The sequence below is a fragment of the Xanthomonas sp. JAI131 genome, from assembly GCF_013410075.1.
GTDB classification, from domain to species: Bacteria; Pseudomonadota; Gammaproteobacteria; order Xanthomonadales; family Xanthomonadaceae; genus Xanthomonas_A; species Xanthomonas_A bonasiae.
This window is the reverse complement of sequence record NZ_JACCCN010000002.1, coordinates 932,191-954,907: the sequence shown is the minus strand read 5'-3', so window position 1 is coordinate 954,907 and position 22,717 is coordinate 932,191. Positions and strand designations below refer to the sequence as shown.

At 68.7% G+C, this 22,717-nt stretch carries 17 protein-coding genes and 1 riboswitch; of the genes, 10 read left to right on the top strand and 7 right to left on the bottom strand.

Features of this window, described 5'->3' with window-relative positions; translation table 11 throughout:
• Positions 1-326 precede the first annotated feature (326 nt).
• The 6 genes from HDC36_RS10780 (at position 327) to HDC36_RS10755 (ending at position 11,722) form a co-directional block, all read left to right on the top strand.
• Positions 327-2,177: a methyl-accepting chemotaxis protein gene (locus tag HDC36_RS10780; protein ID WP_179567059.1), complete on the top strand. Its 1,851-nt coding sequence runs from the start codon at positions 327-329 to the stop codon at positions 2,175-2,177.
• Between the two features lie 217 nt (positions 2,178-2,394).
• A riboswitch (TPP riboswitch) is annotated at positions 2,395-2,495 on the top strand.
• Positions 2,496-2,605: 110 nt separating this feature from the next.
• Positions 2,606-4,483 carry a phosphomethylpyrimidine synthase ThiC gene (gene thiC, locus HDC36_RS10775; protein WP_179567051.1) on the top strand — a complete coding sequence of 626 codons (1,878 nt, stop codon included), beginning with the start codon at positions 2,606-2,608 and terminating at the stop codon, positions 4,481-4,483.
• Positions 4,484-4,552: 69 nt separating this feature from the next.
• Entirely contained in the window at positions 4,553-5,218 is a 666-nt protein-coding gene (locus HDC36_RS10770; protein WP_179567049.1) for a two pore domain potassium channel family protein, read from the top strand.
• Between the two features lie 253 nt (positions 5,219-5,471).
• A complete protein-coding gene (locus HDC36_RS10765; RefSeq protein WP_179567047.1) occupies positions 5,472-7,802 on the top strand; it encodes a winged helix-turn-helix domain-containing protein in 2,331 nt (776 codons plus the stop codon).
• A 121-nt stretch (positions 7,803-7,923) separates the two neighbouring features.
• Positions 7,924-8,820, top strand: coding sequence for a helix-turn-helix transcriptional regulator (locus HDC36_RS10760; protein ID WP_179567045.1), 897 nt, complete (start codon positions 7,924-7,926; stop codon positions 8,818-8,820).
• A 49-nt stretch (positions 8,821-8,869) separates the two neighbouring features.
• Positions 8,870-11,722 carry a TonB-dependent receptor gene (locus tag HDC36_RS10755; protein ID WP_179567043.1) on the top strand — a complete coding sequence of 951 codons (2,853 nt, stop codon included), beginning with the start codon at positions 8,870-8,872 and terminating at the stop codon, positions 11,720-11,722.
• Positions 11,723-12,180: 458 nt separating this feature from the next.
• Here the strand turns inward: HDC36_RS10755 and HDC36_RS10750 are convergent, their stop codons facing one another.
• Both HDC36_RS10750 and ppa read right to left on the bottom strand, forming a co-directional pair.
• Complete coding sequence (locus HDC36_RS10750; RefSeq protein WP_179567041.1) at positions 12,181-13,296, bottom strand: HDOD domain-containing protein; 1,116 nt, start codon at positions 13,294-13,296, stop codon at positions 12,181-12,183.
• A gap of 161 nt (positions 13,297-13,457) precedes the next feature.
• A complete protein-coding gene (gene ppa, locus HDC36_RS10745; RefSeq protein ID WP_179567039.1) occupies positions 13,458-13,991 on the bottom strand; it encodes an inorganic diphosphatase in 534 nt (177 codons plus the stop codon).
• A 194-nt stretch (positions 13,992-14,185) separates the two neighbouring features.
• Here ppa and HDC36_RS10740 point away from each other — a divergent pair, with 194 nt between their 5' ends.
• The gene (locus HDC36_RS10740) at positions 14,186-14,671 is read left to right on the top strand and encodes a hypothetical protein (protein ID WP_179567037.1); all 486 of its coding nucleotides are present in this window, start codon (positions 14,186-14,188) and stop codon (positions 14,669-14,671) included.
• Between the two features lie 59 nt (positions 14,672-14,730).
• On the opposite strand, the gene HDC36_RS10735 is transcribed toward HDC36_RS10740, so the two are convergent.
• Entirely contained in the window at positions 14,731-16,758 is a 2,028-nt protein-coding gene (locus HDC36_RS10735) for a sodium-translocating pyrophosphatase (protein WP_179567035.1), read from the bottom strand.
• Between the two features lie 256 nt (positions 16,759-17,014).
• On the opposite strand from HDC36_RS10735, the gene HDC36_RS10730 reads away from it, so the two are divergent.
• The gene (locus HDC36_RS10730) at positions 17,015-17,554 is read left to right on the top strand and encodes a hypothetical protein (RefSeq protein WP_241094155.1); all 540 of its coding nucleotides are present in this window, start codon (positions 17,015-17,017) and stop codon (positions 17,552-17,554) included.
• A 289-nt stretch (positions 17,555-17,843) separates the two neighbouring features.
• Here the strand turns inward: HDC36_RS10730 and HDC36_RS10725 are convergent, their stop codons facing one another.
• Positions 17,844-18,071, bottom strand: a complete 228-nt coding sequence (locus HDC36_RS10725) for a DUF6434 domain-containing protein (protein WP_179567033.1) — start codon at positions 18,069-18,071, stop codon at positions 17,844-17,846.
• Between the two features lie 94 nt (positions 18,072-18,165).
• Between HDC36_RS10725 and HDC36_RS10720 the strand changes: the two genes are divergently transcribed.
• The gene (locus HDC36_RS10720; protein ID WP_179567031.1) at positions 18,166-19,494 is read left to right on the top strand and encodes a hypothetical protein; all 1,329 of its coding nucleotides are present in this window, start codon (positions 18,166-18,168) and stop codon (positions 19,492-19,494) included.
• A 195-nt stretch (positions 19,495-19,689) separates the two neighbouring features.
• Here HDC36_RS10720 and HDC36_RS10715 read toward each other — a convergent pair whose 3' ends face one another.
• Positions 19,690-19,917, bottom strand: coding sequence for a DUF6434 domain-containing protein (locus tag HDC36_RS10715; RefSeq protein WP_179567029.1), 228 nt, complete (start codon positions 19,915-19,917; stop codon positions 19,690-19,692).
• Between the two features lie 141 nt (positions 19,918-20,058).
• Positions 20,059-20,598, bottom strand: a complete 540-nt coding sequence (locus HDC36_RS10710) for a hypothetical protein (RefSeq protein ID WP_218848141.1) — start codon at positions 20,596-20,598, stop codon at positions 20,059-20,061.
• Positions 20,599-20,734: 136 nt separating this feature from the next.
• On the opposite strand from HDC36_RS10710, the gene HDC36_RS10705 reads away from it, so the two are divergent.
• Complete coding sequence (locus HDC36_RS10705; RefSeq protein WP_179567025.1) at positions 20,735-21,310, top strand: TetR/AcrR family transcriptional regulator; 576 nt, start codon at positions 20,735-20,737, stop codon at positions 21,308-21,310.
• 147 nt (positions 21,311-21,457) lie between these two features.
• On the opposite strand, the gene HDC36_RS10700 is transcribed toward HDC36_RS10705, so the two are convergent.
• Entirely contained in the window at positions 21,458-22,717 is a 1,260-nt protein-coding gene (locus HDC36_RS10700; RefSeq protein WP_179567023.1) for a 6-phosphofructokinase, read from the bottom strand.

Below are 22,717 nucleotides of genomic sequence, written 5' to 3'. Positions count from 1 at the left end.
GCAACGATACCGGGCGCATCGTCACGGTACCGTTATGGTGCGCTGCGGCCGGTGCCGGAGCGGTGCGGATGCAAGGTTCTTTCCTTCAGGCAAACCAGGCCACACCGCACGCAGCCGGGTCCGCCGCGTCCCACGCACTCGGCGCCGGCTCCCTTCACGACGCTGTCCGCGCCCATCGGCTGTGATTCTCGCCATCGTGGCGCGGCCATCGGCACCTGATTCCGCCAAAGCCCGGACATGACGCCGATCCCGGTTGCGCATGTCTCCGCTCAGGTTGCACGGCGGCGGCCGATACCATGGCGGAAGAATTCCTGGAGGGGAAGACGATGTCGTTGTTCACACGCGGTCCGAACGCCGATGCCGGACATGCCGCAGCCCTGCCGGACGCACCGGTGGCGTTGCTGCGGTTGGACCCGCAAGGCCGGGTCTGCGCCGCCAATCGTGCCGCGCTGGACCTGCTCGGGGTGCACGCGGAGGCCGTGCTCGGCGAACCCAGCGAAGCGGTGTGGGGCCTGCCGCTGGCGTCGCTGGTCGGTGCGGAAGGCAGCTGGCTGGCGTCGGACGCCGATCCGGCGCGGCGCGTGCGCTATCAACGCGATCGCGACGGCGACGGTTGGCTGCTGTCGCTGCCGCATGCGGAAACCGCCGCGCTGCTGCGCGACGTCGCCCTGCTCGGCGCCGGGCAGGCGCAAGACGCCATCAGTCCGGCGCTGCAGGCGCTGGCGCAGCGGCTGCAGGCCGGTGCGCAGGCGCAGGCCTTGCTGGACCGGGTCGGCGAGCGCCTGACCGGGTGCGATCTGGACCTGGGACTGAGCACGCCGCTGTCCGCGCAGGAAACCGAGGCGATGGCCGGGCGGCGCCTGTCGGCCGGCTTCGGCAATCTGGCCGAGGCGATCCGCCAGGCGGTGGCGCTGTCGTTGCAGATCGCCGCCGACGTGCCGCACGTGGTCGCCGAGAACGAGGAACTGGCGCAGCAATCGCAGACCCAGATGGAGGCGCTGCAGACGGTGGTGGCGACCACCCGGCGGCTGCTGCAGGGCCTGCATGAGATGGACCAGGAGCTGCGCGCGGTGATCGCGGTGGCGGCCAGCGCCGACGACAGCGCGCGCCAGGGCGTGGAAGCGGCGCGTGCGCTGGGCCAGGCGATGCGCGAAGTGGAGCGGCGTTCGGCGCGCGCCACCGAGGTCATCGAGGTGATCGACGCGGTCGCGTTCCAGACCAACATCCTGTCGATCAACGCCAGCATCGAGGCGGTGCACGCCGGCGCCGCCGGGCGCGGCTTCGCCGTGGTCGCCAGCGAGATCCGGCGCCTGGCCGAACGCGCCGCCGCCGCTGCGCGCGACGTGCGCGTCATCATCGGCGAGACCGGCAGCGCCTTGCACGACAGCGCCGCCTCGGCGCAGCGCACCGAGCAGGTGCTCGGCGGCATCGGCCAACTGCTCGGCCGCGCCAGTGCGGCGATGGAAACCGTGGCCACCCGCGTCGCCGCGCAAGGCGAAGAGATCGGCGGCATCGATCGCGCGGTCGAGCACGTGGTCGGGCTCAGCCGCAGCAACCTGGAGCATGTCGCGCGCGTGGTCGAGCGCAGCGCGGCGCTGGCCGCAGGCAGCACCACGCTGCACGACTGCGTGGGCCTGTTCCGCTTGCCGTCCGATCCGATGCAGCAGCCGCGGCACGCGCGCATCCGCGAACTGGCCACGGCGACCGCCGGCAGGATCGGGCAGGCGCTGGCCGATGCGGTCGCACGCGGCCGCATCGGCGAGGACGCGCTGTTTTCCACCGACTACACGCCGATCGCGGGCATCGATCCGCCCAAGTACCGCACCGCTTTCGATGCGTTGTGCGACGAACTGCTGCCGCCGCTGCAGGAACCGTTGCTGGCTGCGCATCCGTGGATCGTGTTCGCGATCTGCGCCAATCCGGACGGCTACGTGCCGACCCACAACCTGCGCTTCAGCCAGCCGCTGAGCGGCGACCGCGCCCGCGATCTGGTCGGCAACCGCACCAAGCGCATGTTCACCGATCGGGTCGGGCGCAGCGTCGGCCGCCATACCCAGCCCTATCTGTTGCAGGTGTATCGGCGCGACACCGGGCAGATCCTGTTCGACCTGTCGGTGCCGGTGCACGTGCGCGGCCGCCACTGGGGCGGGCTGCGCGTGGCCTACGTGCTGGAATGAGCGTCGCGGCGAACGCCGCACAAAAAAACGCCACCGGGGTGAGCCGGCGGCAGGGAGAGAGAGACGTCGTTCTTGTGGGACCCAGGCTAGGCCCGGTATTTCGCCGGGGTTTGCCGCAATGGCGTGCGCGCGTGCCGGCGCTGACAAGAAGCGGATCCGGTTGTGCACCGATTCAGCTGCGCGCGGTTGGCTGCGGCCGCGGAAACGGGTCTAATAGCCGCAGAAGCGGGGGTACCGTCGGCGCAGGCCGCGGTTGAGACAGTCCCTTCGAACCTGATCCGGTTGATACCGGCGTAGGGAAGCTTCGCAAGCCTGGTCCGTGCGCCGTTCGCGCCGGGCCGTGCCCGCGCCGCCGCTTCGTCCGTGATGCGAGTTCGCTCGCAACCGCCTGCACTCCCTGCAGGCTCTCAGAAATAGGACGAATGCCGATGAATGCCGTACCCAGCCCGTTGCTGCAGCAGGCCGATACCCTGTCCGAGTCGGTGACCCGGCCGATCCCCGGTTCGCGCAAGATCTTCGTGCCAGGCTCGCGTCCCGACCTGCGCGTGCCGATGCGCGAGATCCAGCTGACCCGCACCCCGACCCTGTTCGGCGGCGAAGACAATCCGCCGGTCACCGTGTACGACACCTCCGGGCCGTACACCGATCCGGACGCGACCATCGACCTGCGCGCCGGCCTGGCGCCGCTGCGCGCGCGCTGGATCGCCGAACGCGGCGACACCGCGGCGCTGGCCCAGCTCAGCTCCGATTTCGGCCGCGGCCGCGAGCACAACGCGCGGCTGGACGCGGTGCGCTTCCCGGCCCGGCACCTGCCGCGACGCGCGCTGGCCGGCGCCAACGTCACCCAGATGCACTACGCGCGCCGCGGCATCGTCACCCCGGAGATGGAGTTCGTCGCGATCCGCGAGAACCAGCGGCTGGAGGCGGTGCGCGATGCGCTGCTGCGCCAGCAGCATCCCGGCGAGGCGTTCGGCGCCAGCATCCAGCACGTCATCACCCCCGAGTTCGTGCGCGACGAGATCGCCCGCGGCCGCGCCATCCTGCCCAACAACATCAACCATCCGGAAAGCGAGCCGATGATCATCGGCCGCAACTTCCTGACCAAGATCAACGCCAACATCGGCAACAGCGCGCTCAGCTCGGGCATCGCCGAGGAAGTGGAAAAGCTGGTGTGGTCGATCCGCTGGGGCGGCGACACGGTGATGGACCTGTCCACCGGCAAGCACATCCACGAGACCCGCGAGTGGATCATCCGCAACTCGCCGGTGCCGATCGGCACGGTGCCGATCTACCAGGCGCTGGAAAAGGTCGATGGCCGCGCCGAGGAACTGACCTGGGAGATCTTCCGCGACACGCTGATCGAGCAGGCCGAGCAGGGCGTGGACTACTTCACCATCCACGCCGGAGTGCTGCTGCGCTACGTGCCGCTGACCGCCAAGCGGGTCACCGGCATCGTCTCGCGCGGCGGCTCGATCCTGGCCAAGTGGTGCCTGGCGCATCACAGGGAAAACTTCCTCTACACCCACTTCGAGGACATCTGCGAAATCATGAAGGCCTACGACGTGGCCTTCTCGCTGGGCGACGGGCTGCGCCCGGGCTGCATCGCCGATGCCAACGACGCGGCGCAGTTCGGCGAGCTGGAAACGCTGGGCGAGCTGACCAGGATCGCGTGGAAACACGACGTGCAGACCATGATCGAAGGCCCCGGCCACGTGCCGATGCAGTTGATCAAGGAGAACATGGACAAGCAGCTGCGCGAATGCGGCGAGGCGCCGTTCTACACGCTGGGGCCGCTGACCACCGACATCGCGCCCGGCTACGACCACATCACCTCGGCGATCGGCGCGGCGATGATCGGCTGGTTCGGCACCGCGATGCTGTGCTACGTGACGCCCAAGGAACACCTGGGCCTGCCCAACCGGCAGGACGTGCGCGACGGCATCATGGCCTACAAGATCGCCGCGCACGCGGCCGACCTGGCCAAGGGCCATCCGGGCGCGCAGGTGCGCGACAACGCGCTGTCCAAGGCGCGCTTCGAATTCCGCTGGGACGACCAGTTCCATCTCGGGCTGGATCCGGAAAAGGCCAAGGAATTCCACGACGAGACGCTGCCCAAGGACGCGCACAAGCTGGCGCATTTCTGTTCGATGTGCGGCCCGCACTTCTGTTCCATGAAGATCACCCAGGACGTGCGCGACTACGCCGCCGAGCACGGCGTCGGCGAGAGCGACGCGCTGCAGGCCGGCATGGCCGAGAAATCGGCGCAGTTCCTGGACGCCGGCGCCGAGGTCTATCGGCAGGGGTAAGTCCGGGGCATGCCGCCGCCGTGGCGTGCGCTTGTCTATGATGCGCGCACGCCACCTCCGGAATTCCGCATGCTCCGCTACGCGCTCGCCTTGCGCCGCCATCCGTCCGCGTTGCTGCTGGGCGTGCAATTGCTGGGCCTGCTGCTGTATCCGCTGATGGAAGACACCGCCGCCGGGCGCGCGCTGTTCGGCGCGTTCGGCATCGTGGTGCTGGGCCTGGCGCTGTGGGTGGTCAACCGCAGCCCGTCGGTACTGTGGATCGCCTGGTGCCTGGCGGTGCCGTCGGTGGTGCTGTCGATCGCCGCGGCGCTGCGCCACAGTCCCGGACTCGGCGCGTTCGCGCAGTTGCTGGAAAGCCTGCTGTACTTCTATACCGCGGCCAGCCTGATCGCGTACATGCTGCAGGACCACGAGGTCACCCGCGACGAACTGTATGCGGCAGGCGCGACCTTCACCTTGCTGGCATGGGCGTTCGCCTTCGCGTTCTCGGTGTGCCAGCAATGGCTGCCGGGCAGTTTCATCGGCGCGCAGACGACGCAGTCGCCGCGGACCTGGATGGAACTGCTGTACCTGAGTTTCAGCGTGCTGTCCGGGGTCGGCCTCAGCGACGTGCTGCCGGTGTTGCCGCTGGCGCGTTCGCTGGTGATGCTCGAACAGTTCGCCGGGGTGATGTATATCGCCCTGGTGGTGTCGCGACTGATTGGGCTCAGCGTCACACGCAAATCAAGAGCCTGAACTGTGGCTAAAAAAAACGCGCCAAGTGGCGCGTAATCTTGCAACGTTTATGTGAGTTTCGTCGGCGGAGAGAGAGCCTGTAGTGCTTCGCCGCGGTTGGCGGCGGCAACGACTAGGGTAGAATTTGTCGGCGTCGCCACGCCTGGCTGCATTCGTCGCATTGGTTTGCCGAATCTGCCCGTTGACGCCACGCGGCGCCATTTTGCCGCGACGTGGTTCCCACTCCATCGCGGATCGTCGTTGCCTTAGTCGCATGTCCTCTCCATCCTCCGCCACTCCACTGCTTCCGGAACGGTTGCAGGTCGGCGATTGCCTGGTGCTGCTGTCGCTGCGCGAAGTGCATGCGCCGCGCGCGCGGCGGCCGCAGCGGCTCACGCCCAAGGCGATGGGCGTGCTGCGCGTGCTGCTGGCGCAGCCGGGGCAGGTGGTGGAGCGCGAGACCTTGCTGGCCCAGGTCTGGCCGGACACGCAGCCGACCAACGATGTGGTGACCCAGGCCATCACCCAATTGCGCAAGGCGTTCGCCGCCGGCGCGAAGAGCGATGCGCCGGCCTACATCGAGACCCTGGCCAAGACCGGTTATCGCCTGGTGGCGCCGGTACAGGCGCTGGCCGAGGTGGAGGCCGATACCGCTGCTCTGGCGAGCGAGGACCTGCGCGCCGATACCGATGCCGACGTCGCCGTGCCGGCGGTCGCCGACGCAGCGCCGTCGCCGGCCGCGGTCGTGCCTGCGCCGCCGTCGCGCCGTTTGCAGGCGGTGCTGGCCGCCGCCGCGGGCGCCGGCCTGATGCTGCTGGCGATGCTGGTCTGGTGGCTGCCCCGGGGCGGCCAGGACCCGGCCGGCAGCGAGCAGGAGCGGGTGGTCGGCAGCCCGGAGCGGCCGTACCGATTGATCACCACGATGCCGGGCTTCGAGCTGGAGCCGGCCTTGTCGCCGGATGGCGCGCAGGTGGCGTATGCCGCCGGGATCGAGGGCCGTGCGGGGACGCAACTGCTGGTGCAGGCGACCGGCCGTGCGGCCGGCAGCGCGCCGCCGCGCTCGCTCGGCGTGCCGGGCAAGGGCTATTCCGACCGCTTGCCGGCCTGGTCGCCGGATGGCCGCCGCATCGCCTTCGCCCGGCTGGGGCCGGAAGGTCAGTGCCAGGTGCTGCTGGTGGCCGCCGACAGGCCTGGCGTGGCGCGCGAAGCGACGCGCTGCGACGGCACCGAGCTGCTCAGTTTCGACTGGACGCCGGACGGGCGCGGCCTGCTGTTCGGCAGCATGACCGGGCGCCAGCCCAGCCGCGGGATCCGTGTGCTGGACCTGGCCAGCGGCCACTGGCGCGCGCTGCCCTACACGCTCGCGGCGGGCGATTTCGACTACGCGCCGCGTTATTCGCCCGATGGCCAGTGGATCGCGTTCGTGCGCAACCCGCAGATGGGCGGCCTGTGGCGGATGCCGGCCGGCGGCGGCCGCGCCGAGCCGCTGACCCGCGAGTTCGCCGAGATCCGTGGCTGGGACTGGACCCAGGACGGCCGCGGCCTGGTGTTCGGGCGCCGGGTCGACAGCGAGACGCGCCTGTACCGGCTGGATGCCGCCTCGCAGCGCCTGCGCGACCTGGACCTGGGCGACGCGCAGTCGCCGACCCTGTCGCGCGACGGCGAGCGGCTCGCGTTCGTGCACCGGCGCCCGCAGTTCGCGCTGTATCGCATCTCCGCCGCGGACCGTTCCGGCAAGCGCGACAGCCAGCGCCTGTTCGCCTCGACCGGGCGCGACAGCCAGCCGGTGATCGCGCCCGACGGCCGCCAGCTGGTCTTCACCTCCGACCGCTCCGGCAGCTTTGCGCTGTGGTGGGGCGACGTGACCCGGCCGCAGTCGCTGCGCCTGATCGAGGGCGTGCGCCCGGAAACCGGGCAGGCGCCGGCCTGGTCGGCCGACAGCCAGTCGCTGCTGGTCAGCGGTCGCGATGCGCAAGGGCGCTCGGTGATCTACGAAGTGCGGCCGCAGTCGGGCAGCGTCGTGCCCTTGCCGGTGCCGTCCGGCGAACCGCTGCAGGCGGAGTACACCGGCGATCCGGCGCAACTGCTGGTGCTGCTCGGCGAGAACGGCCGCACCCGTCTGCAGCTGTACGACCGGCGCAGCCTGCCGTGGCGCCGGCTGGCGTCGCTGGACGATGTCTCGCAACTGCGCGTGGACCCGGGCAGCGGGCGGGTGCTGTTCACCCGCCTGGCGCGCAGCGGCCTGTGGCGCGCCGACGCGACCCTGGACCCGGCCAGCGTGGCGGCGGTCGACGCGGCGGTGCCATCGCTGTGGCGCTACCGCACCTGGGCGCTCGGGACGGACGGCGAGGTGCGCTACCTGTTCCCGACCGGCGAGTGCGCCAGCCGGCTGGCGCGGATCGGCGGCGGCCTGGGCGACAGCGTATGCCTGGATCGCGACCGGCTCAGCGCGGTCAACGGCTTCAGCATCGATCGGCGCAGCGGCGACGTGTACGCGTCGCTGGCGGTGGAGGACGGCAGCGACATCGGCTTCATGCGCATGCCCGAGAGCACCGGCTGGTTCTCGGTGATCGCCTCCAAGTGGCTGTTGAAAAAGGGAAAATGAGCTTCGTAAGTCATTCGTGACGGCTTCGTGCCGATTTCGGACAAATATCGCCACATCGTCCTGACCCTGCCGCCACATCCGGCAACACTGCGCGCCGGTTAACGCAAAGTGGGTGCATCGGATGCGACAAGTCTTCCTGGCCGATCGTGGGCAGCAACGGATGCTGGACAACGAGGACGCGCCCGCCGGCTCGGCCTGCCTGGGCGCGGCGCGCCTGGGTAGCCTGCAGGCCTCGGCCGCCGCGTTCACGGTCTGGATCCAACTGCGCGGCAGCGCCTGGATCGAAGCCAAGGAGGGCCGTTTCGAACTGCAGCGCGGCCAGTGGCTGGCTTTTGAGCGCGATTCGCGGCCGCTGGTGCAGGCCGATCGCGACGGGCTGTGCATCGGCCTGAGCCTGGATGCCGACGCATTGAAGGCGCTGGGGCGCATGGCCGATGCGACCCTGTATGCCGGCCGTGGCGTGCTGCCGCCGCGCGAGGCGCGGATCGCGCTGCGGCTGTGGCGGCAGGCGGCGGCGCGGCCGGGCGATGTGCTGGCGATGCGTCCGGTGTTGCTGCACCTGGCCTCGATGCAGGGCGAGCTGTCGCACCGCGTGCAGCGTTGCCCCGGGCGTTCGCGGGTGCGCAAGCGCCAGGTGTTCGGGCGCATGCAGCGCGCGCATCTGTACCTGGAAGGGCACCGCGACCGCGTGGTGCGGATCAGCGAACTGGCCGAGCTGACCAACTTCTCCAGTTGGTATCTGTCCAAGACCTTCCAGTGCCTGTACGAGGAAAGCCCGCAGGCGCTGTCGGCGCGGCTGCGCCTGGAGCGCGCCGCGGATCTGCTGCGCGATACGGCGATGATGATCGGCGAGGTCGCCGCGGCCAGCGGCTTCGACAATTGCTGCAGCTTCGCCCGCGCCTTCCGTGCGCGCTTCGGCGTGTCCGCTTCGCAATATCGGCAGGCGGCGACCGTGCCGCCAGAGTCGGCAAAGTCTGCGAACGGCCGCAGCAAAGCGCCGGTGCTCACCGGAACGTAACGTGCCCAGGGCGCTTAACACGCCCCTAACGTTACCCCTGGAGAGATGAATGAACCTTCGCACTTCCGCAGTGCGGCTGGGCCTGTTGCCCGCCAGCATCGCGATCGCGTTGACGCCGGCCATGGCCGGCGCGCAAGAAGCCGCCGCGTCGACCACCACCCTGGACCGCATCGAGATCACCGGCTCGCGCATTCGCAGTGCCGACGTCGAGACGCAGCAGCCGATCCTGACCCTTGACCGCCAGGCACTGGAGCGCCAGGGCTACACGTCGGTCGCCGACGTGCTGCAGAACCTGACCTCGGCCGGCTCCCCGGCCATCTCGCGTGCCGACGCATTGGCTTCCGGCGAGAACGTCGGCGGCTACTACGTGGATCTGCGCAACCTGGGCGCCGAGCGTACCCTGGTGTTGGTGAACGGCAAGCGCCTTGGTGCAACCACCTACGGCCTGCAGGACCTCAGCCAGATTCCGATGGCCGCGATCGAGCGCATCGAAGTGCTGAAGGACGGCGCCTCGTCGATCTACGGCTCCGACGCCATCGCCGGCGTCGTCAACGTCATCACCCGCAAGCGCTTCGACGGCGCCGAGGCCTCGGTCGAGTACGGCCAGTTCGGCGAGGGCGACGGCGGCACCTCGCAGTACTCGCTCACCATCGGTTCGCAGGGCGAGCGCGGTGGCGTGACCCTGTCGGCCGAATACTCCAAGCAGGATCCGGTGTTCGCCAAGAACCGCTGGTTCAGCCGCGACGGCAGCCGTGGTCCGAACTCGACCCCGAACAGCTGGAGCCCGATCAGCCAGAACGGCTCCTGGTGCAACCCGCTCGCGGTCGATTGCACCGATCCGGACACGGCGGTGTGGCAGACCCTGAATCGGGGCGGCAATCCGAACAATCCGGCCGACTACCACACGCTGACCCCGTCCGAGTATTCCAACTCGAACCAGCAGATGATGACGCAGACCGGCATCGAGCGTAAGTCGGTGTTCGCCAACGCGAACTACGACCTGACCGATGCGATCGTGTTCAATGCCGACGTGCTCTACAACGAGCGCACCACCGATCAGCAGATCGCCGGCTATCCGTACCAGTCCGCGTCCTTCGACACGCCGCTGGCCGGCGACAGCGCGTTCAACCCGATCGGCCAGGACATCGATTTCCGCCGCCGCCTGTGGGAAGTGCCGCGCACCACCGAAAGCAAGCTGAAGACCACGCGCTTCGCGCCGACCGTCAGCGGCTACTTCGAATTCGCCGGCAAGACCTGGGACTGGGACGTCGGCGCCCTGTGGAACCGCAACGAAAGCACCAAGATCGGTCATGGCGACATGAGCCTGATCGGCTCGCGTCAGGCGTTGGGCTCGTCCTTCATCAACGCCAACGGCGTCGCCCAGTGCGGCACCGCCGCCAACCCGGTGCCGCTGAGCGCGTGCCGTCCGTGGAACCCGCTGCTGCCGTACGGCGTGGCCGGGCAGGGCTCGCTGGCGGATCCCGATCTGCAGAGCTTCCTGTTCCCCGACTTCACCGATACCGGCCTGACCAAGACCAACAGCTACACGGCCAACCTGAGCGGCACGCTGGCGACCCTGCCCGCGGGCGACCTGGGCATCGCGGTGGGCTATGAGCACCGCAAGGAAGAAGGCCGCTTCGCGCCGGACGCGTTCGCGCAGTCGGGCGAGAGCACCGGCCTGGGGTCCAAGACCACGGCCGGCAACTACAAGCTGGACGAGTTCTATCTCGAGTTGAACGTGCCGATCCTCAGCGACATGGCGTTCGCCAAGGAACTGACCATCAACGCCGCCAGCCGGTATTCGGACTACAGCAACTTCGGCGACACGGTCAATTCCAAGTTCGGTTTCACCTGGAAGCCGATCGACGAGTTGCTGGTGCGTGGCACCTACGCGGAAGGCTTCCGTGCTCCGACCATCCATGATCTGTACGGCGGCCTGAGCAGCAGCTTCGAGTCGTATGTGGATCCATGCGGCGTGGGCGCTCCCAACAGCGTCAACGGCAACGCGGCGTGCGGCGCGGCCGGCGTGCCGGTCGGCTACACCCAGCTGGGCCAGGGCTACGTGCCGTGCACGACCTATCCGTGCCAGACCCCCGACGAGTTCATCAGCGGCGCCAACGCCAACCTGAAGCCGGAAACCTCCACCAGCAAGACCGCCGGTCTGGTGTGGAGCCCGCGCTGGGTGCAGGGCCTGGACATCTCGCTGGATTGGTACCGCTACGAGATCAAGGACATGATCATCGCCGACAGCGTCGACCGCATCCTGCGCGACTGCTACGTGCTGGGCGACGCCTCGCGTTGCGCGGGCGTGACGCGTGCGGCCGACGGCCACATCTCGGCCATGACCTACGGCGTGGCCAACCTCGGCCAGATGGAAACCGAAGGCTACGACCTGGGCGTGAAGTACCGTCTGCCGGAAATGGGCATCGGCAACATCCTGATCGACTGGCAGAGCAGCTACGTCAGCAAGTACGACGAAGCGGGCCAGAACAGCGCCGGCGACAACATCATGATCGGCCGCGTCGGCGAGCCGGGCATCTTCCGCGTGCGCTCCAACCTGGGCGTGAACTGGTCGATGGGCGACTTCGGTGTGAACTACACCCTGCGCTACTACTCGGGCATGAAGGAAAGCTGCATCACCCTGGCGCAGGGCTACTGCGACGCTCCGGACCATTTCGCCAACGGCGAGTCCGATCCGCTGCGTCACACCGGCTCCAACACCTTCCACGACCTGCAGGTCAACTGGAAGGCGCCGTGGGATGCGACGATCGCCATCGGCGCGAACAATGTGTTCGATCACCGTGGTCCGCTGATGTACTCGGCGCCGGATAGCAGCTTCGCTTACTACGGCGGCTTCGATATCGGTCGCTACATGTACATGAAGTACACCCAGCGCTTCTGATCCACCGGCGTTTGAGCAAGAAACAAGACGGGCCGCAAGGCCCGTCTTTTTTTGTTTGCCACTTCTGCCGAACGTTGCGGCGGCCAGGAGGCGAGGAGTCGCTTTTTTTGTGGGAGCGACTTCAGTCGCGACGGCCTTCCCGGTAATGCGTGTTGCGACCGAGGTCGCTCCCGCAGAACCGGCAGCAGTGCCGACGCCCTGTTGCCCCCTGCGCAGCCGTCATGGCGGTGGTGCGCACAGCGTGGCCGGGCGCAGCGAGGCTGCACCCATGTTGTTTCTACCTGGATGGCCTGTGCCGGCGATGCATCGCCGGATTGCCGGCAAGCCGCCAGCGGCAGCGCCGCATGGGGCGCTGCGCATTTCATTCCTTTCGATCCTATGCGCGATGGGGCCGGCTCTCGCGGAAGAGAACCGCTTTCCCATCACCTCCCTGCGCTGCGAGGGCAGCGCCGCCCCGGCTAGGCCGAGGTCAGCCCCATCAGGTTTTCCGCCTGTTCGCGCCAGGTCGGCAGCTTGTTCAGCGTGCCGGTCTTGGCCAGGTAGTCCTCGTCGATCTCCGAGCCGCTGGCCAGCGCCATCGCCACGTGCACCGCGCCGGTGACCCAGAAGCTGCGGGTGCTGGACCGCTGCGGCTCGCGGTGGAACGCCACCGCCTCGATGATCGGCATCGGCAGGCCCCACAGACCGAGCAGGTAGGCGCCCGCCTCGGCATGGCCGGGACGTTCCTCGTCGCCTTCGACGGCCGGCTCGCGCTCGTTGCGGATGCCCGGCAGCAGCAGGCCGATGTCGGCCAGCAGCGCGGCGGTCGCGCCCAGTTCGGCGCTGGAGGACGGCAGCATCTTCGACGCCAGCTTCGACGCCAGCAGCGAGCGCTGCTGCAACGCGTTGCGTTCGGCATTGGACAGCGCCTGCACCGAGAACACTTCGCTGGCCAGGACCAGGTCGCGCAAGGTGGCGATGCCCAGCCGCGTCACTGCGGTGCGCAGGTCGGAAATCGTGCGGCCGTTGGAGAAGTACGCCGAATTGCACAGCTGCAGCACCTTGGCCGCGATCGCCGGATCGGCCGAGACCAGCTTGGCCAGGTCGGCGGCGTTGCTGCCGTCGTCCTGTTCCAACGCATGCATCAGGCTCAGGTACAGGTGCGGCGGCGAGGGCAGCTTCTCGATGCGGCCGATGCTGGCGCGCAGCCTGGGATCGCCGAGCAGCTCCTGCAGTTCCTCGATGCTGGTGACCGCCTCGAGCAGCATTTCCGGCGACAGCGGCAGCGGCAGGAAGCGATGCGCCACGCCGATGATGCGTGCCGGCGGCGCGCGGTTGCTCTGTTCGGCGTCGATCAGCGCGATGCGGATGGTTTCCGGGCTCAGCGTGCGGATCTGGCCGAGCAGGGTGGCCGTGGTCAGGTCCGGCAACGCCGGCGCGGCGATCACCGCATCCAGGTGCACGGTCGCCGCGGCGGCGATGGCGGCATTGCCGTCGGTCACGGTCTGGACCTGCCAGTCCTCGCCCAATTCGCGGATGTATTCGGTGACTTCGGCCGGCAGGCTCGCCTCGTCGCCGACGAACAGGATACGCAAGAGACTACCCCCCAAGAGGGGCCGGTTCACGCTCGACCGGCCCGGACATTCGTTCAGCAATGTACTCTAAACCCCAGAATGCGGCAGCGTCCGCATTCGTAAAACGTGAAGCGAGTCAGCCGCGGCGGTTGCTCCCCCCGCCGCGGCGTCGGTTGGTCGGGTCAGGCGCCGGCCTTGTAGCGCTCGACCGCGTCCAGCAGGATCTGCTTGGCCTCGGCGGCGTTGCCCCAACCGTCCAGCTTGACCCACTTGCCCTTCTCCAGATCCTTGTAGTGCTCGAAGAAGTGGCCGATGCGCTCCATCCAGTGGCCCGACACCTGGGCGATGTCCTCGATGTGGCCGTAGCCCTCGAACACCTTGGCCACCGGCACCGCCAGGATCTTCTCGTCGCTGCCGGCCTCGTCGCTCATCTTGAGCACGCCGACCGGGCGGCAACGCACCACGCAGCCGGGCACCAGCGGCAGCGGCAGCACCACCAGCACGTCGGCCGGGTCGCCGTCGCCGCACAGGGTGTTGGGCACGTACCCGTAGTTGCAGGGGTAGCGCATCGGCGTGGACAGGATCCGGTCGACGAAGATCGCGCCGCTGGCCTTGTCCACTTCGTACTTGACCGGCTCCGAATCCTTGGGGATTTCGATGACGACGTTGATTTCTTCCGGGAGATTCTTGCCGGAGGTGACCAGTTCCAGACCCATGCGCTAGCTCCAGTGGAGTGGCTTCAAAGAGGCCTGCATTCTAGTCGGTTGGCTGTTGCAATGCAGCGCGGGCGGCTAAGCCTATTCCTACAAGGCTTTCGGACTCCGTACCGCTGCGCATGGGCAGGTGTCCGATAGTGCCCGGCCGCCTGCGGGGCGACCCTGTGTCCACAGTCCACCCAAGGAGCAAGGCGATGAAAGGAATCCGGTATTCGATGGGCCCGCTGCTGGCGGTCGTGTTGCTGGCCTGTGGCGCATCCCGGGCGCAGGCGCAGCAGGTCTACGTGGATGCGGTCGACTATCCCACCGCGGGCGCGGGCTGGGAGGCGTTCGACGACCTGGAGCGGCGGCTGGCCGAGGACTTCGACCAGAGCTGCGGCGACACCTTCTGCGAGGGCGAGTACAGCGACTACCAGCCGCTGCGCTACCGCTGCTCGGTGCGCCAGCGCGATGGGGCGATCGGCCAGTGCGTGTGGACCTTCGGGGCCAGCGAGGCCAGCATCGACCCGGCCACCGGCCAGGTGCAGGTGGATGCGAAGCTGTGGCAGTGCCCCACGCCGTTGCTGCCGCAGACCCGGCTGGTCGCGCTGTACCAGGCGCTGGCAGGGGAGCACCCGTTGTTCGCGGCGCTGCCGCACAGCCAGCGCAGCGTCAACGACGGCTTGATCGATTGCCTGTAGTGGCGCTGCGTGCGGCCCGGCGCCGGCGGATCGCCAGCGCCGGTGCCGGGCGCGTGCCGCTACAGCAGCGGCACCATCAGCAGGGCGACGATGTTGATGATCTTGATCAGCGGGTTGATCGCCGGGCCGGCGGTGTCCTTGTACGGATCGCCGACCGTGTCGCCGGTGACCGCGGCCTTGTGCGCCTCGCTGCCCTTGCCGCCGAAGTGGCCATCCTCGATGTACTTCTTGGCGTTGTCCCAGGCGCCGCCGCCGGTGGTCATCGAGATCGCCACGAACAGCCCGGTGACGATGGTGCCGATCAACAGGCCGCCGAGCGCGCGCGGGCCGAGCAGCAGCCCGACCACGACCGGCACTGCCACCGGCAGCAGCGACGGCACGATCATTTCGCGGATCGCCGAACGGGTCAGCATGTCCACCGCGCGGTCGTACTGCGGCTTGCCGGTGCCTTCCATGATGCCGGGGATCTCGCGGAACTGGCGCCGCACTTCCTCGACCACGGCGCCGGCGGCGCGGCCCACCGCCTCCATCGCCATCGCGCCGAACAGATAGGGAATCAGGCCGCCGAGCAGCAGGCCGATGATCACCGTGTGGTCGGACAGGTCGAAGGCGAAGGTTTCGCCCGGATGCGCGGCGCGCAGGTTGTGTGTGTAGTCGGCGAACAGCACCAGCGCGGCCAGCGCGGCCGAACCGATCGCGTAGCCCTTGGTCACCGCCTTGGTGGTGTTGCCGACCGCATCCAGCGGGTCGGTCACCGCGCGCACCTCCGGCGGCAGCTCGGCCATCTCGGCGATGCCGCCGGCGTTGTCGGTGATCGGCCCGTAGGCGTCGAGCGCGACGATCATGCCGGCCATCGACAGCATCGCGGTGGCGGCGATGGCGATGCCGTACAGGCCCGACAGCGCGAACGCGCCCCAGATCGCCGCGCACACCGCGATCACCGGCAGTGCGGTCGATTTCATCGAGATGCCGAGCCCGGCGATGATGTTGGTGCCGTGGCCGGTGGTCGAGGCTTGCGCCACGTGCTGCACCGGTTTGTACTGGGTGCCGGTGTAGTACTCGGTGATCCACACGATCAGGCCGGTCAGCACCAGGCCGATCAGCGCGCAGCCGTACAGCTTGGTCGCGCCGGCGGCGGTGTCGCCCATCAGCTGCTGGGTCACCGGCCAGAACGCCGCCGCGGCCAGCAGTGCGGACACGATCACGCCCTTGTACAGCGCGCCCATGATCGAGCCGCCGGGCCGCACGCGCACGAAGAAGGTGCCGACGATCGAGGCGACGATCGACACCCCGCCGAGCACCAGCGGATACAGCACCGCGTTGCGCCCGGCCTCGGCCGCCATCAGCCCGCCGAGCAGCATGGTGGCGATGACCGTGACCGCGTAGGTCTCGAACAGGTCCGCGGCCATGCCCGCGCAGTCGCCGACGTTGTCGCCGACGTTGTCGGCGATCACCGCCGGGTTGCGCGGATCGTCCTCGGGGATGCCGGCCTCGACCTTGCCGACCAGGTCCGCGCCGACGTCGGCGCCCTTGGTGAAGATGCCGCCGCCCAGCCGCGCGAAGATCGAGATCAGCGAACTGCCGAAGGCCAGGCCGACCAGCGCATGCAGGCTTTCCTCGACGCTGCGCCCCAGCCATTGCAGCACGCCGTAATAGCCGGCCACGCCGATCAGGCCCAGCCCGACCACCAGCATGCCGGTGATCGCGCCGCCGCGGAACGCCACGTCCATCGCCGGCCCCAGGCCGCGCCGCGCCGCCTCGGCGGTGCGCACGTTGGCGCGCACCGACAGGTTCATGCCGATGTAGCCGGCCGCGCCGGACAGCACCGCGCCGATCGCGAAGCCGCCGGCGGTGTACCAGCTCAGGAAGAACCCGACCAGCAGCAACAGCGCCACGCCGGCGATGGCGATGGTCTGGTATTGGCGGTTGAGGTAGGCGCGTGCGCCTTCCTGGATTGCATCGGCGATCTGCCGCATGCGTTCGTTGCCGGCGGGCTGCGCCAGGATCCAGCGCGTGGACACGACGCCGTAGAGTACTGCCAAGACCGCGCACGCCAGTGCCACGGTGACCGCATATCGTTCCAGCATGACCCCTCCCAAGGATGTGGATGTCGCCCAAGCGGTGGGACGTACAACGGGATCACACCGAAAGGAGCCTGAGGCATGCAACGACTCCGCGGCCGCAACGCGCCGGTGGTGCGTATCGCAATGTGCGACCTGGCCTGAACGGCCCGAGTATGCGCCCGGGTCCTACGCATCGCCAGCGGCAGGCGCCTGCGCTGTCTTGGCGCCGCGTTCAGTCGGCGCGTGGCAGCGTTGCGCATCGCTTCCAAGGAGCAAGCCCATGCAATCGACGATCCCGGCGCGGGTGCGCGCACTCGCTTCGACCCTGGCCCTCGGCCTGTGCGCCTGCGCGCCGCTGGCGGCGCTGGCCGCCGATCCGGTCCCGGAACTGCAGCGCCAGCCCGGCGCGCCTCAGGCGGTGGGCGTGGTGCACACGATCCGGCAGATCCCCGAGGCCTGCGTGCGCTTCGAAGGCGTCTACACCGGCGATGCGGCACAGCCCTACAAGTTTTCCGCGGTGCGCAGCAGCCCCACCTGCCAGCCGCGCGCCAAGTTGGTGGAGTTCGACCAGGCCAAGCCCAGCGAAGCCACCGGCTGGAAGTTCAACGACGTGATCCGCGTGCCCAGCGCGGCCTGTCCGTCGCAGCAGGCGGTGGTGCGGGTGTGGCGCAAGCCGGTGGCGACCAAGGCGGAGCTCGACGGCCAGGGCCAGTCGCGGATCTATCTGGAAGAGGCGAAGAAGCAGGCGGCGGCCGGCGCGATCGCGCAGGTGCCGCAGTTCGCCGCGCAGATGACGCTGGAAGGCAAGGCCTGCCGCTGAGTCGGGGTGCGGAGCGGTATTTCGCCGCGCGCGGCATCCCCAATTGGTTCCGGCGAGATTTGCGGGACGTCGCCCGCTGCGCGCCCGCTCACACGCCGCCGCCGATGCCATGCATGGACATCGGCGGGTGCGGCGCGTCCTCGCCTGGTGCGATGCGCATGCTCGCAAGCTTCATCGCGTCCAGCGCCGCTGGCGGCTGTCTCGGACTGTCGCGCCCCGCCGCCGATGCGCGCTGCCGTTGTTTCAGGTGTGCAGTTCGGCGCGTGGGCGCATTCGAGCCGGTGCAGGCCTAGCGCGCCGCTTCCGGCCCTTGTCGCCGCCGTCGCAACCATTCGTCGGCAACCTCGCCCATGCTCCTGGGCACGCCGTCCTTGATCCACGCCATGAAGCCGCGATCGAACTTGAACTCGGCGCCGCATGTGCCGCTGAGGAAGCGGCGTACTGCCTGCGTATTCCGATAGGTCTTGTCGACCGGCGTCGCGCGCGTGATCGGGCCGTTTTGCCAGTCGAAGCTCATCTCGTTCCTTGCCGATCGTGCGCGCCGGTCGCGATCTTGTCTTTCGTCGCGCTCCTGGCAATACTCCTGCACGCGCTAAAAGGTCCGAGCATCCATGCGGTTTCAATCGATTGTCGGCGGCTTGTTGTGGCTGATGGCGGCGACGGCTGCGAGTACGGCCGCGATGCCTTCCGCCACGGCCTCGCCGGCCGTGCCGGATGCGCCCGCGCCGGATGCGGCGGCGCGCGTCCAGGCCGCCAACGACCAGTCCGTTCAGGACGCCATGCATGGCCGCTATCTGGATGCCTCGTTCGGCCTGCTGGCGCATCTCGGCGTCGCCTCGGCGGGCGATATCCAGGATGCGGATGTGTTCGACCAATGGGCGCAGGTGATGTCGTGCATGACCGGCATGCCGACGTTCAATCCGGCGAAGGCGGCGGACTTCCACGTGCCCGAAGAACAGCTCGCTGACCTGCGCGCCGCGCACGGCGTTTCCGCGCTTGCGGAGATCGTGCGCCGCGCGCGCCGCACCAGCATCGTGATCCTCGACGAGAACCATCTCGATCCGCGCGGCCGCGCGTTCGGGCTGGAGGTCGCGCGCGCCTTGCGCCCGCTCGGCTACACCGTGCTGGCGGCCGAGGCGTTGAAGCGCGATGCCGACGATGCGGTCTCGCGCGACAAGATGGCGGCGCTCTCGAAGGACGGCTACCCACGGCAGACGAGCGGCTACTACCTGCACGATCCGGTCTTCGCCGATTTCCTGCGCCAGTCGCTCGCGCTGGGCTACCGTCTGGTGTCGTACGAAACCACGCGGACGGACTACGCCGCCGATCCCGGCGAGGCCCAGGCGCAGCGGGAGCAGGACCAGGCCGACAACCTCATCCGGCGCGCGCTCAAGCACGCTCCCGCCAGCAAGATCCTGATCTATGCCGGCGAACACCATGCCGCCGAACGGCCGATCGCCGCAGAGGGCGGAAAGGTCGAGATGATGGCGCAGCGGCTCAAGCGCGCCACGGGCATCGATCCGCTGACGATCGACCAGGCGGGCCTGTCGCCGATCCCGATGAATCGGCCCGACGCCGACCTGTACGCCATCGCCGAACCCAAGACACATGGCCGCTCCGTGGTCTTGATGCGGCACGGCAAGCCGCTGACGGTGGGCCTGCTAGCGGGTTCGGTCGATCTGCAGGTCGTGCACCCGCGCACGACGCTCGTCGCCGGGCGTCCGCAATGGCTGGCGGGCATGGGCCGCACGCCGAGTCCGATCCCGCAGGCGCTGTTGCCGACCGCCGGCACCCGCCTGGTCCAGGCTTTCGTCGCGCGCGAGGGCGACGACGCGATCGCGCTGGACCAGGTGCTGGTCGCGCCGGGAACCGCAGCTCCCGCGTTGATGCTGCCGTCGCTGCCGGTTCGCTATGCCGTGCAGGAACGCGACGCGCGCTAAGGCCTGCAACGCGATCGGCACCGCCTGGCCCAATCGCGTCGCCAGGTCCTGGGCAGTCGCGAGGCTGCGCTGCGCAGCCGCACTTGGCAGCAGGTTGGAGAACTGATGCCACTGCGTTCTTTGTCGCCAGTTCTTAATCGAACGCACAGGCCACGCACGCGTGGTCGAACATATAGGCCACGCGAACCCACGCAGCTATCGAGCTGGCGACAGTCCTGCCCGCTGCCGGCGCAGCCATTCGGCGGCAACGTCGCCCATGTTCTTGGGCGCGCCGTCCATGATCCATGCCATGAAGGCGCGATCGAACTTGAACCCGGCCCCGCACGCGCCGGCCAGGAACCGGCGCACGGCCTGCGTCTTGCGGTAGGTCTCGTCCACCGGCGTTGCGTGCGTGATCGGACCGTTGTGCCAATCGACGCCCATTCCGGTTCCTTGTCGCGGGTTTGCAGGACGGATGCCGGTTGCCGTGCGATAGCGTAACCGCCTCCTGCGCCGTGAATCCGCAGCACCCTTGCGCCTGGACAACCATTATCCAAGGCGGGGAGCGTGTTCTCGCCAGGCGCCTCAGGAAGTCGAGGGCGCCGGACGCGGCTTCCGGAAGCTCAGCCACAGAGCGGAAAGCAGGAAGTAGAGGCCGCCGAATCCAGCGTAGGGCGCGAGCTGGGCGAGGGTCGGCGCGGCGCCGAATGACTGGACGACGAAGAAGACACCGGCGAGCGCCGATTGGGCGCCACTGAGCATCATGAAGACCTGGCCGCCGAGCTTGCGGCGGCGGATGCCGACGGCGAGCTGGAACAGTCCGGCGAGCAGCGCCCATGCGCCGAAGACCAGGACGCCGCCCGGGTTGCCGTGCAGCGCGAACGCGATGGCCATGGCGACGGCGGTGACGGCACTGACCAGCGCGTTGAACGTCTGCCCCGGGTTGGCCTGAAGTCCGCCGCTGCGCCGCGCATCCAGAACGTTCGCGAGCGCGTCCCAGGCCGGGTAAAGCACCAGGAGTGTCCCGGCGAGCGCCGCGGATCCGGGCGAGGAAAGGAGGACCGCGGCAACCCAGGCAAAGGCGGCGGCGGCGCGCAGGAAGTAGAAATTGCGAAGTGCGTTCATGGAGGACATCCTCGGAAGAGATATCAACCTACTAGTTGGTAGGCAAATAGTCAACGCATTCCTGAGATCCCTTGATCTAAGGCCATACAGGGCTTGATGGATCGAGTGGCTACCTACCAGGTGGTAGAATCCAGCCATGACCACACAGCAGAAACTGATCGATTCGGCCCGTTACCTGATCCAGACCCGGGGCTACAACGGCTTCAGCTACGCCGATGTCGCCGAACAGGTACAGGTGCGCAAGGCGAGCATCCACCACCACTTTCCCGCCAAGGCCGATCTGGCGCGTGCGGTCGTGGAGGAATCCCGCGCCCTGATCGTTGCACAGACCCGGATGCTGGAGAGCGGCGTCTTCGATCCCGAGCAGCAACTCGGCTTCTATACCGGCTACTGGGAGCGGTGCATCGCCGACGCGTCCGCCCCTTTTTGCGTCGCCGGCATGCTTGCCAGCGAATTGCCCACCTTGCCCGACGATCTGGCCGAGCATGTGCGCGCGCACTTCCGCGACCTGTCGAACTGGCTGGAAATCGTACTGACCAAGGGCGCGCAACTGGGCCGGTTCCAGCTGCAAGGCTCCGCCCGCCTGGAGGCGGAAGCGTTCATGTCGATCGTGTACGGCGCGATGCTCACCGCGCGCGCCTATGGCGAACCGAAGGTGTTCGCGGAGATCGTCCAAAGCGGTCTGAAGAAGCTTCTGCGCCCGCCAGGGTGATCCGCCCGGCGCTCAACCGGCACAGCGCGTCGGGTGCAGGAGATGTGGCGTCGGGGACCCGGCCGCAGCGAAAGCGGCACTGTCCCGGCGGCCATGACCGAAGCGCGCTGGACGCCGGGGCCCGCGCCCCGGCACCCGCGCCATGCCTCACCCCTCCCAGGCCGGCAACTTCTTCTTCACCGCCACGTTCTTCAGCGCCACGTACTTCGGCAGGCCGTCGCTGCGGTCGTAGGGCGGATAGGCTTCGCCGCGGATCAGCGGCTGCAGGTAGCGGCGCGCCTTCTCGGTGATGCCGAAGCCGTCCTTGCGCAGGAACGCCGGCGGCATCTTCTTCTCGTGGTTGGCGATCTTGCTCAGCGGCGCGGCCTCGATCTTCCAGCGGTACGGCGCATCGCTGCTGCGCACGATCACCGGCATCACCGCGTTCATGCCCTTCAGCGCGAACTGCACCGCGGCCTTGCCGGCCGCCTGCGCCTGTTCCCAGTCGGTCTTGGAGGCGATGTGGCGGGCCGAGCGCTGCAGGTAGTCGGGCAGGGTCCAGTGCACCTTGTAGCCGAGTTCGGCCTTGACCTTGCCGGCCAGGTACGAGGCCACGCCGCCGAGCTGGCTGTGGCCGAACGCGTCGGTGCCGCCGCCGGCATCGGCGACGAAGCGCCCGTCGGCGGTCTGGATGCCTTCGCTGGCCACCACCACGCACCAGCCGACCTTGTCCACCACCTTGCGCACCTGCGCCAGGAACGCGGCTTCGTCGTAGGCGCGTTCGGGAAACAGGATGATCTGCGGCGCGTCGTCGGGCGACTGCGCGGCCAGGCCGGCCGCGGCGGCCAGCCAGCCGGCGTGGCGGCCCATCGCCTCGTAGACAAATACCTTGGTCGAGGTCTCGGCCATCGCCGCCACGTCCAGCGCCGCCTCGCGCACCGAGACCGCGGTGTACTTGGCGGCCGAACCGAAGCCGGGACAGGTGTCGGTGACCGCCAGGTCGTTGTCGATGGTCTTGGGCACCCCGATGCAGTGCAGCGGATAGCCGAATGCGTCGGCCAACTGCGACACCTTCCACGCCGTGTCGGCCGAATCGTTGCCGCCGTTGTAGAGGAAGTAGCGCACGTCGTGCGCCTGCAACACCTGCAGCAGGCGCTCGTACTTGGCGCGGTCGGCCTCCAGCGACTTGAGCTTGTAGCGGCACGAGCCGAACGCGCCGCCGGGGGTGTGCGCCAGCGCGCGGATCGCCGCGGCCGACTCCTTGGAGGTGTCGATCAGTTCCTCGCGCAGCGCGCCGAGAATGCCGTTGCGCGCGGCCAGGACCTTGACCTTGCGTGCGCGCGCCTCGCCGATCACGGCGGCGGCACTGGCGTTGATGACGGCGGTGACGCCGCCGGACTGGGCATACAGCAAGGTGCCTTGGGCCAT

What these genes read in the sequence shown, in the direction of transcription:
- HDC36_RS10765 (WP_179567047.1), top strand. Translation starts at nt 5,472, where the DNA reads ATGTCCTCTCCATCCTCCGCCACTCCACTGCTTCCGGAACGGTTGCAG.
- HDC36_RS10770 (WP_179567049.1), top strand. Translation starts at nt 4,553, where the DNA reads ATGCTCCGCTACGCGCTCGCCTTGCGCCGCCATCCGTCCGCGTTGCTG.
- HDC36_RS10710 (WP_218848141.1), bottom strand. Translation starts at nt 20,598, where the DNA reads ATGAACGCACTTCGCAATTTCTACTTCCTGCGCGCCGCCGCCGCCTTT.
- HDC36_RS10705 (WP_179567025.1), top strand. Translation starts at nt 20,735, where the DNA reads ATGACCACACAGCAGAAACTGATCGATTCGGCCCGTTACCTGATCCAG.
- HDC36_RS10740 (WP_179567037.1), top strand. Translation starts at nt 14,186, where the DNA reads ATGAAAGGAATCCGGTATTCGATGGGCCCGCTGCTGGCGGTCGTGTTG.
- HDC36_RS10700 (WP_179567023.1), bottom strand. Translation starts at nt 22,717, where the DNA reads ATGGCCCAAGGCACCTTGCTGTATGCCCAGTCCGGCGGCGTCACCGCC.
- HDC36_RS10720 (WP_179567031.1), top strand. Translation starts at nt 18,166, where the DNA reads ATGCGGTTTCAATCGATTGTCGGCGGCTTGTTGTGGCTGATGGCGGCG.
- HDC36_RS10735 (WP_179567035.1), bottom strand. Translation starts at nt 16,758, where the DNA reads ATGCTGGAACGATATGCGGTCACCGTGGCACTGGCGTGCGCGGTCTTG.
- HDC36_RS10755 (WP_179567043.1), top strand. Translation starts at nt 8,870, where the DNA reads ATGAACCTTCGCACTTCCGCAGTGCGGCTGGGCCTGTTGCCCGCCAGC.
- thiC (WP_179567051.1), top strand. Translation starts at nt 2,606, where the DNA reads ATGAATGCCGTACCCAGCCCGTTGCTGCAGCAGGCCGATACCCTGTCC.
- HDC36_RS10780 (WP_179567059.1), top strand. Translation starts at nt 327, where the DNA reads ATGTCGTTGTTCACACGCGGTCCGAACGCCGATGCCGGACATGCCGCA.
- HDC36_RS10730 (WP_241094155.1), top strand. Translation starts at nt 17,015, where the DNA reads ATGCAATCGACGATCCCGGCGCGGGTGCGCGCACTCGCTTCGACCCTG.
- HDC36_RS10760 (WP_179567045.1), top strand. Translation starts at nt 7,924, where the DNA reads ATGCGACAAGTCTTCCTGGCCGATCGTGGGCAGCAACGGATGCTGGAC.
- HDC36_RS10725 (WP_179567033.1), bottom strand. Translation starts at nt 18,071, where the DNA reads ATGAGCTTCGACTGGCAAAACGGCCCGATCACGCGCGCGACGCCGGTC.
- ppa (WP_179567039.1), bottom strand. Translation starts at nt 13,991, where the DNA reads ATGGGTCTGGAACTGGTCACCTCCGGCAAGAATCTCCCGGAAGAAATC.
- HDC36_RS10715 (WP_179567029.1), bottom strand. Translation starts at nt 19,917, where the DNA reads ATGGGCGTCGATTGGCACAACGGTCCGATCACGCACGCAACGCCGGTG.